Here is a 14,720-nt window from a genome sequence, read left to right as displayed (position 1 = left end):
GCTTGCTGCCCCAATCCAGAGACTGATGTCTGCACCTATCAATGGCGCTGTGAAACGGCGCCGTTGACGCGCTACCTCACCCGCATGGCAACGAGACATTTTCTGCCATTCCCTTCACAATCCCCGTGCCAACGGAACTTGCCGAGATCGACGCTACTCATTAGAGGATGGTCTTTCAACCGCTAAAGACCTGTCCCCTCACTTCTCGGGAATTTCTATTATGTCCACCACTTCCTCCACCATCCTTGTAGTCGAAGACGATGCCATCGTGCGCATGCTGATCATCGACGTACTGGAAGAGTTGGAGTTCAGCGTGCTTGAGGCCGGTGATGCCGAAGAGGCGCTGGCATTGGTCAAGAACACGGATCAATCCATTGACCTGATGATGACCGACGTAGGCCTGCCCGACATGGACGGCAAGCAGTTGGCCAACTTGGTGCGCGAGCTTCGTCCTGAGCTGCCGATCCTGTTTGCCAGTGGCTATGCCGACCACATCGACGTGCCAAGTGGCATGCAAGTCATCGCCAAACCGTTTTCGATCGATCAATTGCGCGACAAAGTCAAAGCGATGCTGCCCACCGCCTGACCCCCTCTTCTATGGTGCCGTGGGCGGTGTCGCAGGGATTAACGTGACGTCCGGCCAATAAAACTAGAAACTCGCCGTTTCATCCCTCGCCCTTTAAAAAGATCTCTGGAAGGACGCAACAACATGATTGGAAAACCGACGCGCCTGCTGTTGGCGAGCCTCTCGATACTGATGAGTACCGGCGCCCTGGCCGACTTCACGGCGAACCCTGCCGAAGCCCGGGCGATCGCCAAGGAAGCCTACCTGTATGGCTATCCGGTGGTGGCGATGTACAAAACGCTCTACAACCAGGCCGTTGATAAAGGCGGGGCCAACTTCAAGGCGCCCTTCAACCATATTGGCAATACCGCCCAGGTGTTCACCCCCAAGGACAACGCGCTTGTCACCCCCAATGCGGACACGCCCTACTCGTTCGTGTGGATGGACCTGCGCAGGGAGCCCCTGGTCCTGACCCTGCCGAAGATCGAAGACAACCGCTACTACTCGGTGCAGTTGATCGACCTCTACACCCAGAACATCGCCTACCTGGGCACCCGCAGCACCGGTAACAATGGCGGCCATTACATGATCGCCGGGCCGGACTGGAAAGGTCAGCAGCCAGTGGACGTCGACCGTGTGGTGTACAGCGAAAGCAACATCGCCTACGCGCTGTACCGCACACAGCTGTTCGACGACAAGGACCTGAACAAGGTCAAGCAGATCCAGAACGGCTACAAAGTGCAGCCCCTGAGCAGCTACGTGAAACAGCCGGCCCCAGCCGCCGCGCCGAAGATCGAGTGGCCAAAGCCCATGGCGACCATGACCGAAGGCCCGCAGCTGTTTCGCTACCTGAATTTCATGCTGGCCTTTGCCGCGCCCCAGGACAGTGAAAAAGACCTGCTGGCCCGCTTCGCCAAGATCGGTATCACCCCCGGCGCGCCGTTCAAGGTCAACCAATTGAGCGCCGAACAACGCAAAGCCCTGGAAGACGGCATCGCCGACGCCCGCGCCGAGTTCGCCGCGTTCAAGAAAGACAAGCTCGACACCCATCAGGTCTCCAGCGGCGACCTGTTCGGCAGCCGTGATCGCCTGAAAAACAATTACCTGTACCGCTACGCCGGGGCTGACCTGGGGATTTTCGGCAACTCCACCGACGAAGCCATCCACCTGAGCTACGTCACCGACAGTGAAGGCAAACCGGCCAACGGCGCACGCCACAGCTACACCGTGCACTTTGCCAAGGACCAGTTGCCACCGGCCGACGCGTTCTGGTCGCTGACCATGTACGACGCCAAGACCAAGCTGCTGGTGCCCAACCACAAGAAACGCTACCTGATCAATTCGCGGATGCTGCCCAACCTCAAGCTGGACGCCGACGGCGGCCTGACGCTGGCGTTGCAGCACCACGAGCCACCAAAAGCCGAACAAAGCAACTGGCTGCCGGCCCCACCGGGGCCGTTTTATGCCGTGCTGCGGATCTACCTGCCCAAGCCTGAAGTGGCTAGCGGGCAATGGAAACTGCCACCGCTAACACCGCTTAAATGAGCCCTCGCGCCCGGCTGCTAAGGGGTTAGGCCGGGCACGCAACCCCCTTTCGGGCACGTGACAGGTCCTAGTGCTTGTGCAGTTTCACATACGACTGATACAGGTCCGACGCCCAACCATCAATCACGCTTTTCACGTCGTCGGCCTTCATCACCACGGCCTCATTGGCCAGCGGCTTGCCGGTGCCTTTGCGCACGACCTGGGCGAGCACCTTGCCGCTGGCGCCGTCGAGGAACTGAGCCTCGGTGCTCAGGGTGGTTTCCTGGTCGCGGTGGCCCGTACCGGTACTGACCGCCGCCACCACCAGCGCTACGGGGATGTATTCGTACGGTGCGAGGGCTTCGGTCTTGCTGCTCACAGCGGTGATTGCCGCACGTACCACGATGACACCGGGGCCTGGGGCATTGGCCAGGGGCAGTGATTTTTCCAGCTCACGCTTGAGCGCCTGGTTGTAGTAGGTGTTGATACCGTTGAGCGTGCTCTGCGGGATTTTATCGGTGGCCTGGGGCTTGGGATAGAACTGGGTCGGCTCCACATACACCGCGTGATAGCGGTTAAGGTCCAGTTTGGGATCAACCCAGCGCATCACATCGGCCCCCGACGGTGACTTGGCCTGCTTGAGTTGGCTGTAGTCGGACAAAAAACCGGAGTAATCCTGCGGTTGGGTGACGTTGCTGGCACAGCCCGTCATTCCAATTGACACGAGGCACAGCGTGCTGATTACAAGCCTTAGCTTCATCGTTGAACTCCCTGGCGGTCTTCACTGAAACACTGAGCTGTAGGTATAGCCAACTCTGGGGAGGAACGTGCGGCTATCGCTGATTCAGTACTGCATTGAGAACGGCCAGGGACCGACGGTGCAACGCGCGATCAGACGATGATATCGCGGGGTTCTATTCGCCCGGTGACAGTGACCATGCAATCCATTTTCCCGTCACCGTTGATATCGAAGCGTAGCATCGAGAGTTTATGGCTCTCGAAATAGTCGATGGTCACTTCGCCGCCCCTTCCGGTGTATTTATTCACCACTTTTATGTTCGGCTGGTTGCTGGCAGCCCTGAGCGCAGACAGATCCAACTTGTCCTTGCCACTGACAAAATCCATGATGGCGGTATTTTCAAGTTTGGCTGATTGCTCGCTCGCACCGATCACAAATATATTTCGGCCGTCGCCGCCCCATAATTTATTGAACCCTGAATTTGCGTTAACGTAGAGGATGTCACTCGACGGCCCACCCACCAGTTCATTGTTCGCCTCATTGCCAATAATAATATTCTCACCCTTGCCGCCGATCGCGCGTTCAATAAGGACGCCTTGGGCGATAGACACATTCCCCACACCGCCGCCAACATTGGAAAAGCTGGCCTGGTTTAAGTTGATAATCTGGTTTTGCGTAAACTCGGAAAAATCAAACGTATCCTTCCCGCCGCCATCCCAAGCGCAGAATACCGGCAGGTCAGCATCAGACTTTAACGTAAACGTTTCACGCCCTGTATTTGAATTAAAGCCATACGTGGTATCACCCGCACGCGTTTCGTGGTTCGCGCCATATTTCTTTTGCAGCAGAGCAATATCGTCCATCATCGGCGTGCTTGGATAGGCATTGCTAATATGTTCTTTTCCAAACCGCTGGCCTGAGCGCCCCTCTGAATAAGGGCTTCTCAGTGTATAGGCCAAGGTATTCTCATGATATCTGCGGGGGCCACCCCCTGAGCCCGCTGCAGGAAGCCCCAGCTTGAAGGCCAATGCCTTGGCAATAACATGGCTGCCATAGCTATTGGGCTGTTCAAGTTCAGCCGCATGGCGTTGCAATAACGGTACGTCCACACCGCCCGGTGCGCCATTTTTCGTACTCACGTAATAAGGGTCTTTCCAATCGAAACGACTGCTATCTACTTTTAATTGAATATGATGGGATGACGCCATCGCAGACTCTTTGAATTTCAACTTTGCAACGTCGCTAAAATGTTCGATATCGGCGCGGATTCGGTTTTTTTGCGTGTCGGAAAATGTCGGGCTCTGCGCATTTTTCCCGCCATTGAATGCATAAGTAACCTCTGTGCCATCTTGCGGGCGTAGAGAATGCTCGAAGCCACTTTGCGACAGTGATTTATTGATGATCTGCTCGGCAGATAATGTGGGTAAACCCTCTTTAATGCCTTCGCCGCGATTGTTTTTATGTAATATTTCAGCGACCTTCCTATGGTGCTGGCTGGTAAGCGCTGACTGTGCCAACGCTACGTTAAGACTGATACTCATAGATACCCCTTAAATGCCATGAAACCTTAATAAGTGGCGCCCTTATTTAACGATTTTTTAGTGGTGGTCACACTGGGACAGTTCCAACGTTATTCGCAGGGGGGGCGATGGGCGGTTATTTACCCTTCTGCTGCCCTACCCGTTCCAGTGTGTTGAGTGAGTGGGTAGTCAGTTGAGCGCGTTCAACCGACGCCCGTAAAACTGCACCGGTCGTTTCGCCGACAACTGCGTATGACTATTGCTCAGTTGGTCGGTAAGGTGAGGCGATATTTCTTGTCAGGAGCATCGCATGCGTACCATCGGCCTTATCGGCGGCATGAGCTGGGAGTCCAGCGCCGAGTATTACCGCATCATCAACCAACACGTGCGCGACCAGCTCGGCCCGCTGCGCTCGGCGCAGATATTGATGTACAGCGTGGACTTCGGCCCCGTCGAGCAAGCCCAGCACGCCGGGCGTTGGGATGACGCCGCGCTGATCCTGGAAGATGCCGCACGCCGCTTACAAGCCGGCGGTGCCGAGTGCGTGGTGCTGTGTACCAACACCATGCATTTGGTGGCACCGCGTATTGACGCGGCGGTGTCGATTCCGTTTTTGCATATTGCCGATGCGGCCGGGCTGGCCGCCAACGAGGCAGGTACGTTGACGGTGGGTCTACTGGGCACCGCGTTCACCATGGAGCAGGACTTTCTCAAATCCCGCCTGGCCGACCACGGCCTGACCGTGTTGGTGCCGGATGCAGATGAGCGCCAAGCCGTGCACCGGATTATTTATGACGAATTGTGCGTGGGCGTGATCAGCGATACGTCACGCAAGGTCTACCAGCAGGTCATCGAGTCCCTGGCCGCACGCGGTGCCCAGGCGATCATCCTTGGGTGTACGGAAATCGGCCTGTTGATCAAGCCGGAACACAGCAACCTGCCGCTGCTGGACACCACTGAGCTGCATGCCCAGGCTGCGGTGGCGTTTGCGTTGCAGGATTAAACCGACGTCCGTAGGCGGGCCATGCTCACCGCGTCGACAAACTGGCCATCGCGCACGGCGTAATCGCGCAGCCGACCTTCGACCTCGAAGCCAAACTTGCGGTACAGGTTCTGCGCGGCTTCGTTGTCGGCATACACGGTGAGTTCCACGCGGTGCAGGTTCATCCAGTTGTCGGCCACATCCAGCGCGGCCGACAACAGCCGTGAACCCACCCCTTTACCCTGCCAGGCCGTCGCCACGCCCATGCCAAACGAACCGACATGGCTCTGGCGCACCCGCAGGTATTGCTCCAGGCCCAACTGGCCAATCACTTCACCGCCATGAACGGCCACCAGTTGCAGTCGGCGCTCGTTGTCCATCACCAGCTTTTTGCGCCATGACTCGGCCGACTGGAAAGGCATTTGCAGCACCTGACGACACACGGCCGGCTCGTTATAGAGCGCCGCGACGCCCTCAAGGTGAGCCTCGGTAAAGCGCTGGATAACGATATGGGGTTCGGGCGTGTGCATTGTGTTGCATCCTTTAAAAAACAATTTGAAGAGATGTTTTCAGGGACGGACTTGACCACGCACGCGAGTAGCGTGCTTTTCAAGGCGCCGTGCATGACGCTCGGCCTGTTGCTTAAGTGCCAGGCAGTACTCGGGTAGGCAATGCTGGCTGTCTGCTGTATCAACCTCCGCAGCCAGGCGCCGGGCTGCGCTAGCAGAAATAGGTGTGCCGCGTGGTTTCAATCGCCCCCTGATGACTGCTGCCCGATTGTTAACCAGGGTTGGGTGGTTGAGCTTCAGCACGTCGATAGTAGCAATGGCTTGCGGCGTAAGGCCTTCAATATAACCATCACTTGAATAGCTGAATTGGTGCTCGATGTTAGCGGTCAGCGGAGAAACAAAAGGCTGTTGACCTGAGTCGTAGTCTTCTTTTGCTACGGCGCCGTAACCGCAAGCAACCTTGGTTTGGCTGGACGGGTAACAGGCCACGAGGTTGGCGTACGCAGTGCTCTGCCCTTTGTGGTGCTTTTGTGGCAGTAAATGCTCGATATGACAGCTAAATTGTGTGCCTTGCCCTTTCGCCTGACATTCGGATGCGGTTGGCAAGCGCCGCAAGGTGTACGCGCAAAGGTGAAACTGTTCCTTCAAGAGCGCCTGGCGAACGGGCTCACTCGGAAAGCTGCTGCCCTTGCCGTAATAAAGATTGTGGGGCGTATCGCGGTTTTCCCTTCGCCACTCAATCAGCGCCCTGGGTTCGGCGCCCTTTTTGATAGACCTCACGCTTCGCCCTCTGCTATTGACCTCAGGGAATCAATGTTGGCTTGGGCTTCAAGCACGTCTGGAATGTCTCCAACCTTCTCGCGCAATGTCGCAACGTTGGCTTGGGCGGAGTCGAGATCTTCATCGTCAAGGTCGCGGTAGATTGTTCTCAATAGTTTGCTGACGTCTGGATTTTGAGCCAGCCCACCCATTAACTCTTCGATTACTTCCCCGCTGCGAAGGCCCAATGAACGCTCTGGATGCCCCAGGTATTGGCCGTCTTTCAGCAATATTATGGATTGGGCAGGCAGCTCACCCAGAATCTGCGGGGAATGGGTAGTGATGATGAATTGGCAATTGGGGAAGGTTTTCTCAAGGTTGGGCACAACTGTGCGTTGCCAACCGGGGTGCAAATGAAGATCCAACTCATCGATCAGGACAATCCCTTGTCCCATAAGCGGATCAGGCAGATCACGGTTGAGCAGTGTCAGCCGCCGCGCCAGATCACCAACCATTGCCAACAAACACTTCTCACCATCTGAAAGCTGCAAAACATTCAGCTCAAGATCACCTTTCAAGACTGTCATTCTTAAAGAGGGTGTACGCCGCACTCTGATATTTTTGAACCCTGTAAACGCTTCGATTGCGCTACGCACTGCGTTTAGATCGGGGGCGCGATAACCTGCGTGATCCCGACTCATTTCATTCTCGAGATCTTCTTGGTTGCGGAACCAGCTGAAGAATTTTTTGAAATCCGCACCGCCGCGACCCAAGGCATCCTCATAGCCAGCGGCTACATCGTTATTAACGTGTTCGCGTACACGTAGCGGTGCGTCGAGCACAGCACGATGAACATCGTAATAAACCGCCAGTGGGAACCGCGCAGCGTGTGCTACATCGCCTCTTTCATATCGCTCTATAAACGGCGCAGCATCTTCAGTGAAATCATTCAGACGCTGTAGATCACTACTTCGCTCTTTGGGGTAACTCCCGGCTTTGCGGTTCAGTGCTATCGCCCAGTCGACTTCAAAGTCTTTATAAAAATCCATATCAACGTACAGGCGCGCATACTCTGCGCCCACCCGAATATCGTCTTTGGAAATCGCCCTTGATCGCTGCGCTTGCCCCACAATTCGCGCGGTCATGTTCGAAAGCGCAATCGCCAATGCATCCAGAATCGAAGACTTGCCTACCCCGTTAGCGCCCACCAAGGCGACAGTCTGCTTAGCCTCGAAATCGAGTTCCATATGCTCGATGCCGCGGAAATTGACGAGGGTAAAACGCTTGATCTGCATGATCGGCTTCCAACGTGCCCGGCCAGGTCGGCCAGTCTTCAAAGAAAGCACGGATCATAGTAATTATCGACCGATCTGTCACGGCGCTGACGGTTGCCTCTATCAGCCCCGCGCCGCCACCCGCCACACCCGCGCAACATCCGCCGCACGCTCGCGCAACAACCGGGGCGCCTCACCGCACGCTTGCTCCAGACTCATCGGCCCGTCAGGCAATGCGAACGCGGCATCCACACCGTGGGCATACATCTGCTCATAGCCATCGCCCAAGGTGCCGGCAATAACGATCACGGGCACGCCATGCTGCTGGGCGATACGCGCCACACCAAACGGGGTCTTGCCGCGCAGGGTCTGCGCGTCGAAACGGCCTTCGCCAGTGATCACCAGGTCAGCGCCGCGCACGGCGTGTTCCAGGCCTACCAGTTCGGCCACCACGTCGACACCGGCACGGAACTGCGCGCCCAGGAAGGCTTTGGCGGCAAAACCCAGGCCCCCAGCAGCGCCGCTGCCGGGTTCGTCGCGCACATCCCTGGGCAACACGTTGGCGCAATGGTCGGCAAAGTGACCAAGGGCAGCATCCAATTGTTGGACCTGATCGGGATTAGCGCCTTTTTGCGGGCCGAAAATCGCTGAAGCGCCGTGGGGGCCGCACAGCGGGTTGTTGACGTCGGCGGCGATGTCGAAGCGGACGTGGGCCAGGCGCGGGTCGAGGTGTTCAAGGTTGATATGGGCCAGTTTCGCCAAGGCCAGGCCGCCCGGTGGAAGGGCCTGTTGTTCGACGTCGAGCAGTTGCACGCCAAGGGCTTGCATCGCACCGGCGCCGCCGTCGTTGGTGGCACTGCCGCCAATCGCCAGGATGATCCGCTGGGCGCCCAGGTCCAAGGCGGCGCGGATCAGTTCGCCGGTGCCGTAGGTGCTGCTGGAGCACGCATCGCGTTGCCCTGGCGGCACCAACTGCAAGCCGCTGGCTTCGGCCATTTCGATGAGCGCCGTATGGCTGTCGGCCAACCAGCCCCAGCGGGCTTCGACCCTACCGCCCAGCGGGCCTTGGACTGTCTGGCGGCGCAGCTCGCCGTTGCACGCTGCGAGCACTGATTCAACCGTACCTTCACCACCGTCCGCCATCGGGCATTGCACCAACTCGGCGTCCGGCCACACCTGGGCCAACCCTTGGGCAATGGCCTGGGCGACGCCTTCGGCGCTCAGGCTGTCCTTGAATGAGTCGGGGGCGATGATGATTTTCATGGGCTTTCTCCGGTTTTTATAACGCCCATGCTGCCAGTTGGCACCGCCGTTGACGCCGGTCCGATGCACAAGTGCAGGAAAGGTTTGTTGTTCATTCCGACAAAGCCTGGGGCAACAGCTGCACGCCAAGGTAGAGGGCGAGCATGCCGTCCAGGGTCAGCGGGTCGACACCGCTGAGTTCGGCGATACGCTCCATGCGATAGCGCAGGCTGTTGCGGTGGATGCCCAGGGCATCGGCGCAGGCCTGGCTTTGGCCATCGTGCTCGCACCAACTGCGCAGCGTGGCCAATAGTTGGCCATTGGTGTCCTTGGCCAGCACTTTGCGCAAGGGGTTGAGCAACTCATCGAGGGCATCGTCGTTGCGATGGCGCCAGAGCATCACTGGCAGACGATAGCGGTTCAGGGTCAACAGCCTCGTTTGCGGCAGGATGTCACGTCCATAGGCCAGCAAGTCGCCGACGCGACGATAACAGCGGCGCAACCCGGACAAGCCATCGGCCTGCCCGCCCACCGCCACCCGCAGGATATTCCAGCCCAGCCCTTCGAGTTTTTCCAGCAGGCGTGGGTTGTCCACCTGCACCGCGGCTGGCCGGCACCACAACAAGGAATATTGCGCCGAGCTGACGCACCAGCTGTCCGGGTAACGCGACGTCAACCAGGCGCTCAACGCCTCGGCCGATTGCCCGGCACCCAGTTCGAACAGGTACGGGGTTCGCGCCATCTGCGGCTTGAGCCCCAACTGCTGGGCTTCGTCCACCAGGCGCGGGGAGTCGCCGGTTTCGGCCAGCAGTAAGGCCAGCAAGTCATCACACCGTTGGCGGCGCCATTGCTGCTCGGCTTGCTGGTGACGATGGCTGACGAGCATTTCGGCAGTCATACGCACCAGTTCGGCGTAGGTGCGCAGGCCTTCGGGTTCGCCGGTAATGCCCAGCACACCGATCAGGCGCTGGTCATGCAGCAGCGGCAGGTTGATACCCGGTTGCACGCCCTTGAGGTGCTTGGCGGTCTGCCCATCGATTTCCACCACGCGGCCGTTGGCCAATACCAACTGCGCACCTTCGTGACGGGTGTTGATACGCTCCGGCTCGCCGCTGCCCAGGATCAACCCCTGGCTGTCCATGACGTTGACGTTATAGGGCAGGATCGCCATGGTTCGGTCGACGATATCCTGCGCCAAGTCATGATCCAGCTCGAACATGGGGCTAAGTTCCTAAAAGGTGGCTGTTCACCGGCACAACGCAAAGGGTGCTTCACTGTGCGCGAGCACAAAGACAGTACCCCATCAGGTCACCGAGACTGTTTGGGCGATCAACGTTACCCTCGCATCGCAAAAAATCATAATAAAGAGAGACTGCCATGTCACAGAGCGCCACTGCCGCACTGGCCACCGATGACGATAAAAACGCCATCTACAAGCGCATCACCCTGCGCCTGATCCCCTTCATCTTTATCTGCTATCTGTTCAATTACCTCGACCGGGTAAACGTTGGCTTTGCCAAATTGCAGATGCTCGATGCGTTGAAATTCAGCGAAACCGTGTACGGCCTGGGTGCCGGCATCTTCTTTATCGGCTACGTGCTGTGCGGCGTACCGAGCAACCTGGCGCTGACCAAGTTCGGTCCGCGGCGCTGGATTGCGCTGATGATGATCGTGTGGGGCACGTTGTCCACTTGCCTGCTGTTTGTCACCACACCGACGCATTTCTACACCCTGCGCCTGTTCACTGGTGCCGCCGAAGCCGGCTTCTTCCCCGGCGTGGTGCTGTACCTCTCGCAGTGGTTCCCGACGTTCCGCCGTGGGCGGATCATGGCGCTGTTCATGTCGGCAATCCCGGTGTCCGGTTTGCTCGGCAGCCCATTCTCCGGCTGGATCCTCAACCACTTTGCCGCTGGACAAGGTGGCCTCGCCGGTTGGCAGTGGATGTTCCTGCTGCAAGGCATCCCCACCGTAATCCTCGGCGCCCTCGCCTACTTCCTGCTCAGTGACAGCTTTGCCAACGCCAAGTGGCTTAAACCCCACGAACGCGCCGTGCTGGAAGCCGACCAAGCGACCGATTTGGCCAACAAGCCAAAAACCACCACCGACTCCTTGGCCGAAGTGTTCAAAAACCCAGCGATCTGGGCGTTTGGCCTGATCTACTTCTGTATCCAGAGCGGCGTATACGCGATCAACTTCTGGCTGCCGTCGATCATCAAGAACCTGGGGTTCAGCGATAACCTGGTGATCGGCTGGCTGAGTGCGATCCCCTATCTGCTGGCGGCCGTGTTCATGCTGTTGGTGGGCCGCTCGGCGGACTTGCGCAAGGAACGTCGTTGGCACTTGGTGGTGCCGATGTTGATGGGCGCCATTGGCCTGGTGATTGCGGTGAACTTCGCCACCACCCCGGCGATTGCGATCCTCGGCCTGACCATCGCCACCATGGGCGCCCTGACCGGCCTGCCGATGTTCTGGCCGGTGCCTACCGCCATGCTCAGTGCAGGCGCGGCGGCCGGTGGGTTAGCGTTGATCAACTCGATGGGGCAGATGGCTGGGTTCCTCAGCCCGTATATCGTTGGGTTTGTGAAGGATGCCACCGGCTCGACGGATATGGCGTTGTACCTGCTTGCGGCAGTGATTGTGGCGGGAAGTGTGTTGGCATTACGGATGACCCGTACTTTGAAGGTATAACGCGGTCCCTGTGGGAGCGGGCTTGCTCGCGAAAGCGGTAATTCAGTCAAAGATGCATCGACTGACACGACGCTTTCGCGAGCAAGCCCGCTCCCACATTTTGTCCTGTGTTTACAGCTGACCACCGCCATCGATGTCGATCACGGCACCCGTCATAAACCCATTCTCCATCGCCAAGACATACCCCGCCGCGACTTCCTGCGCCTGCCCTACCCGCCCAACCGGCAACGCGCCGCCTGTCTTGGTAAACATCGCCAGCCGCTGTTCCTCAGCCAACCCTGCATAAGCGGGCGTATCAATCACCCCAGGGCAGATGACATTGACCCGACGCGGTGCCAACTCCTTGGCCAATTGCTTGCCCAGGGCTTCCGTCGCGGCGTTGATGCCGACTTTGATGAACTGCCCGGGCACTAATTTACGCCCCAGTTGCCCGGAGGTCAGGCTGATGCTGCCGTGCTCGTCGAGGTACGGCAGCGCATGTTGGATCGCACGCAACGAGCCCCAGAGTTTCACATTGAAATTCTCCTGAGCCTCATCCAGGTCAGTGTCGATCAGGGATTTGGCCCGCACCGACGGGCCGGAGGTGTAGACCAGGTGGTCGAAACGCCCCACGGTTTCGAACAACCGTTGCAGGGAGGCAGCATCAGTGACATCCACCGGCTCGCTACGCAGGCCGTTTTCGGCGCCCGCTACCAGGCGTCGCCCCGCTAATACCACGTGGGCACCGCGGGCTGCGGCCGCCTTGGCCACGGCGGCACCGATGCCGCTGCTGCCGCCGATCACGATGATGGTTTTGCCGTTGAGGGAAGACGTCATGGGACAAAGTTCCTGGGTAAGAAAGTGAGCGTTCATCCTCTCAGCTTGGCAATGGGCGAAAAATCCCGGTAAAACGACAAGATCTTTAAAGGATTTTTACAAATGAGCGCTACCCTCGACCTTGAAGTCTTTGTGCGCACCGCTGACACGGGCAGCCTGTCGGCGGCGGCACGCGGCCTCAACCTCACGCCGGCGGCGGCCAGTATCGCCCTCAAACGCCTGGAAACCCGGCTGGGTATCCGCCTGCTGGCGCGCTCGACCCGCAGCATGCGCCTCACCGAAGAAGGCGCGCGTTACCTGGACAGCGTGCGCTTGGCCCTGGAAACACTGTCGGAGGGCGAACGCGCGATAAAGCAACAAGGCCAAAGCTTGAGTGGGCTGCTGCAGTTGTCGGCGCCCTCGGATTTCGGGCGCAATGTGCTGCTGGGCTGGTTGGATGCGTTCAAGGTCCAGCACCCGGATATCCGCATCCAGTTATTGCTCAACGACAGCAATGCTGACTTGTTCCGCGACACCGTCGACATCGCCCTGCGCTTTGGCGTGCCCAGGGATTCCAGCCTGGTGGCGCTGCCGGTGGTACCCGGCCACCATCGCATCCCCTGTGCCAGCCCCGACTACCTCGCCCGGCACGGAACGCCGCGCACACCGAAAGAGCTCGCCGAACACAGCACGCTGCGCTACATGCGCCGTGGCCAGGCCAACAGTACGTGGAATTTCTATCAAGGGCCGTTGCACCAGGAAATCGAAGTGACCGGGGATTACCTCAGCGATGACGGCGAAATCGTGCGGCGCTGGGCGCTGGCCGGCCATGGCATCGCCTATAAGGCCAACCTGGATGTGGCCCAAGACATCAAAGCTGGGCGCCTGGTGCCGTTATTGCCCGATTGGCAAGGCGAGCCCACCCCGTTCAACCTGATGTGCCCGCATCGCTTGCAGGTGTCGGAGCGGGTGAAGGTGCTGCACCGATTCGTGCAGGCGCGTTGCGAGGCTTTGCTCAATCCATGAAGAATCGCGCCAAGGGCTTGTTCCAGAGCCTCGGAGTCTGGTATTGCATAGGGCACTTTCCTGCCTTGAGGAGCTTTCCATGATTTACCGCACATTGGGCCAGTCCGGGTTGAAGGTCAGCGCCTTGACCCTGGGCACCATGATGTTTGGCGAACAGACCAACACCGAGGACTCGCTGCGCATCATCGACAAAGCCTGGGACCAGGGCATCAATTTTATCGACACCGCCGACGTCTACACGGGTGGGCGCTCGGAAGAAATCGTCGGCGAAGCCATCGCCCGGCACCGCGAAGATTGGGTGCTGGCCACCAAGGTCGCCATCGGCCCCACCGATGGCGTGCCCAACCGCAGCGGCCTGAGCCGCAAGCGCATTTTCAATGCACTGGAGGCCAGCCTCACCCGCCTCGACACCGATTACCTGGACATCTACTACCTGCACCGCGAAGACCACAACACACCGCTGGAAGTGACGGTGTCGGCGATTGGCGACCTGATCCGCCAAGGCAAGATCCGTTACTGGGGCCTGTCCAACTACCGTGGCTGGCGCATCGCCGAAGTGATTCGTGTGGCCGAGCGCCTGGGCGTCGACAAACCCATCATCAGCCAACCGCTGTACAACATCGTCAACCGCCAGGCCGAAGTGGAGCAAATTACCGCCGCTGCCGCCTATGGCCTGGGCGTCGTGCCTTACAGCCCGCTGGCCCGGGGCGTGCTCAGCGGCAAATATGCACCGGATGTCACGCCAGAAGCCGGCAGCCGTGCGGCGCGCCAAGACAAACGCATTCTTGAAACCGAATGGCGCGTGGAGTCGCTGCGCATTGCCCAACAGATTCAGCAGTACACCCAAGGCCGTGGCGTGGGCATTGTCGAGTTTGCGATTGCCTGGGTGCTGAACAACGGCGCGGTGAGTTCAGCGATTGTCGGGCCACGAACCGAGGCGCAGTGGGACGCCTACACCGGTGCACTGGAGGTGAAGATCACGGCCGAGGATGAGGCGTTTATCGACGCGTTGGTGACCCCTGGGCATTCTTCCACGCCAGGATTTAATGATGTGGGCCACTTTGTCTCGGGCCGCATTCCTCACATGGGGTGAGCAA

14 protein-coding genes are annotated in these 14,720 nt (G+C 58.8%); 6 read left to right on the top strand and 8 right to left on the bottom strand.

The features are described from left to right. Positions 1-220: 220 nt before the first annotated feature. Together ACLD1Y_RS04065 and ACLD1Y_RS04060 are read left to right on the top strand one after the other, a co-directional pair. On the top strand, positions 221-586 hold the full coding sequence (locus ACLD1Y_RS04065) for a response regulator (RefSeq protein WP_429475683.1): 366 nt from the start codon (positions 221-223) through the stop codon (positions 584-586). A gap of 123 nt (positions 587-709) precedes the next feature. Further along, entirely contained in the window at positions 710-2,110 is a 1,401-nt protein-coding gene (locus ACLD1Y_RS04060) for a DUF1254 domain-containing protein (RefSeq protein WP_429475681.1), read from the top strand. A 67-nt stretch (positions 2,111-2,177) separates the two neighbouring features. On the opposite strand, the gene ACLD1Y_RS04055 is transcribed toward ACLD1Y_RS04060, so the two are convergent. Both ACLD1Y_RS04055 and ACLD1Y_RS04050 read right to left on the bottom strand, forming a co-directional pair. Then, positions 2,178-2,849: a DUF3313 domain-containing protein gene (locus ACLD1Y_RS04055; RefSeq protein ID WP_429475679.1), complete on the bottom strand. Its 672-nt coding sequence runs from the start codon at positions 2,847-2,849 to the stop codon at positions 2,178-2,180. Between the two features lie 131 nt (positions 2,850-2,980). Continuing rightward, entirely contained in the window at positions 2,981-4,369 is a 1,389-nt protein-coding gene (locus tag ACLD1Y_RS04050) for a M10 family metallopeptidase C-terminal domain-containing protein (protein WP_429475677.1), read from the bottom strand. Positions 4,370-4,658: 289 nt separating this feature from the next. Here ACLD1Y_RS04050 and ACLD1Y_RS04045 point away from each other — a divergent pair, with 289 nt between their 5' ends. Further along, the gene (locus tag ACLD1Y_RS04045; RefSeq protein ID WP_429475675.1) at positions 4,659-5,351 is read left to right on the top strand and encodes an aspartate/glutamate racemase family protein; all 693 of its coding nucleotides are present in this window, start codon (positions 4,659-4,661) and stop codon (positions 5,349-5,351) included. Here the strand turns inward: ACLD1Y_RS04045 and ACLD1Y_RS04040 are convergent. The 5 genes from ACLD1Y_RS04040 to ACLD1Y_RS04020 all read right to left on the bottom strand — a co-directional run bounded on the left by ACLD1Y_RS04040 (position 5,348) and on the right by ACLD1Y_RS04020 (position 10,333). Further along, positions 5,348-5,860: a GNAT family N-acetyltransferase gene (locus tag ACLD1Y_RS04040; RefSeq protein WP_429475673.1), complete on the bottom strand. Its 513-nt coding sequence runs from the start codon at positions 5,858-5,860 to the stop codon at positions 5,348-5,350. The two genes, ACLD1Y_RS04045 and ACLD1Y_RS04040, sit on opposite strands and share 4 nt — an antisense overlap. Before the next feature lie 39 nt (positions 5,861-5,899). Beyond that, on the bottom strand, positions 5,900-6,619 hold the full coding sequence (locus tag ACLD1Y_RS04035) for a hypothetical protein (RefSeq protein ID WP_429475672.1): 720 nt from the start codon (positions 6,617-6,619) through the stop codon (positions 5,900-5,902). After that, positions 6,616-7,893 carry an AAA family ATPase gene (locus ACLD1Y_RS04030; RefSeq protein WP_429475671.1) on the bottom strand — a complete coding sequence of 426 codons (1,278 nt, stop codon included), beginning with the start codon at positions 7,891-7,893 and terminating at the stop codon, positions 6,616-6,618. Before ACLD1Y_RS04030 ends, ACLD1Y_RS04035 begins: the two co-directional genes overlap by 4 nt. A gap of 102 nt (positions 7,894-7,995) precedes the next feature. Next, positions 7,996-9,135, bottom strand: a complete 1,140-nt coding sequence (locus ACLD1Y_RS04025) for a glycerate kinase (RefSeq protein ID WP_429475670.1) — start codon at positions 9,133-9,135, stop codon at positions 7,996-7,998. A gap of 91 nt (positions 9,136-9,226) precedes the next feature. Continuing rightward, complete coding sequence (locus ACLD1Y_RS04020; protein WP_429475669.1) at positions 9,227-10,333, bottom strand: sugar diacid recognition domain-containing protein; 1,107 nt, start codon at positions 10,331-10,333, stop codon at positions 9,227-9,229. Positions 10,334-10,491: 158 nt separating this feature from the next. Here ACLD1Y_RS04020 and ACLD1Y_RS04015 point away from each other — a divergent pair, with 158 nt between their 5' ends. Next, positions 10,492-11,802, top strand: coding sequence for an MFS transporter (locus ACLD1Y_RS04015; protein WP_429475668.1), 1,311 nt, complete (start codon positions 10,492-10,494; stop codon positions 11,800-11,802). A gap of 111 nt (positions 11,803-11,913) precedes the next feature. Here the strand turns inward: ACLD1Y_RS04015 and ACLD1Y_RS04010 are convergent, their stop codons facing one another. After that, the gene (locus tag ACLD1Y_RS04010; RefSeq protein ID WP_429475667.1) at positions 11,914-12,618 is read right to left on the bottom strand and encodes an SDR family oxidoreductase; all 705 of its coding nucleotides are present in this window, start codon (positions 12,616-12,618) and stop codon (positions 11,914-11,916) included. A 102-nt stretch (positions 12,619-12,720) separates the two neighbouring features. On the opposite strand from ACLD1Y_RS04010, the gene ACLD1Y_RS04005 reads away from it, so the two are divergent. Both ACLD1Y_RS04005 and ACLD1Y_RS04000 read left to right on the top strand, forming a co-directional pair. Then, positions 12,721-13,623, top strand: a complete 903-nt coding sequence (locus ACLD1Y_RS04005) for a LysR family transcriptional regulator (RefSeq protein ID WP_429475666.1) — start codon at positions 12,721-12,723, stop codon at positions 13,621-13,623. Between the two features lie 79 nt (positions 13,624-13,702). Next, positions 13,703-14,716, top strand: a complete 1,014-nt coding sequence (locus ACLD1Y_RS04000; RefSeq protein WP_429475665.1) for an aldo/keto reductase — start codon at positions 13,703-13,705, stop codon at positions 14,714-14,716. Positions 14,717-14,720 lie beyond the last annotated feature (4 nt).

The sequence above is a fragment of the Pseudomonas sp. 18175 genome (assembly GCF_050432925.1).
GTDB lineage: Bacteria > Pseudomonadota > Gammaproteobacteria > Pseudomonadales > Pseudomonadaceae > Aquipseudomonas.
This window is presented reverse-complemented; position numbering and strand designations above follow the sequence as displayed.

Bases quoted from the DNA above. Each gene is read 5' to 3' on its own strand.
- ACLD1Y_RS04065 (WP_429475683.1), top strand. From the start codon at position 221: ATGTCCACCACTTCCTCCACCATCCTTGTAGTCGAAGACGATGCCATC.
- ACLD1Y_RS04060 (WP_429475681.1), top strand. From the start codon at position 710: ATGATTGGAAAACCGACGCGCCTGCTGTTGGCGAGCCTCTCGATACTG.
- ACLD1Y_RS04055 (WP_429475679.1), bottom strand. From the start codon at position 2,849: ATGAAGCTAAGGCTTGTAATCAGCACGCTGTGCCTCGTGTCAATTGGA.
- ACLD1Y_RS04050 (WP_429475677.1), bottom strand. From the start codon at position 4,369: ATGAGTATCAGTCTTAACGTAGCGTTGGCACAGTCAGCGCTTACCAGC.
- ACLD1Y_RS04045 (WP_429475675.1), top strand. From the start codon at position 4,659: ATGCGTACCATCGGCCTTATCGGCGGCATGAGCTGGGAGTCCAGCGCC.
- ACLD1Y_RS04040 (WP_429475673.1), bottom strand. From the start codon at position 5,860: ATGCACACGCCCGAACCCCATATCGTTATCCAGCGCTTTACCGAGGCT.
- ACLD1Y_RS04030 (WP_429475671.1), bottom strand. From the start codon at position 7,893: ATGCAGATCAAGCGTTTTACCCTCGTCAATTTCCGCGGCATCGAGCAT.
- ACLD1Y_RS04025 (WP_429475670.1), bottom strand. From the start codon at position 9,135: ATGAAAATCATCATCGCCCCCGACTCATTCAAGGACAGCCTGAGCGCC.
- ACLD1Y_RS04020 (WP_429475669.1), bottom strand. From the start codon at position 10,333: ATGTTCGAGCTGGATCATGACTTGGCGCAGGATATCGTCGACCGAACC.
- ACLD1Y_RS04015 (WP_429475668.1), top strand. From the start codon at position 10,492: ATGTCACAGAGCGCCACTGCCGCACTGGCCACCGATGACGATAAAAAC.
- ACLD1Y_RS04010 (WP_429475667.1), bottom strand. From the start codon at position 12,618: ATGACGTCTTCCCTCAACGGCAAAACCATCATCGTGATCGGCGGCAGC.
- ACLD1Y_RS04005 (WP_429475666.1), top strand. From the start codon at position 12,721: ATGAGCGCTACCCTCGACCTTGAAGTCTTTGTGCGCACCGCTGACACG.
- ACLD1Y_RS04000 (WP_429475665.1), top strand. From the start codon at position 13,703: ATGATTTACCGCACATTGGGCCAGTCCGGGTTGAAGGTCAGCGCCTTG.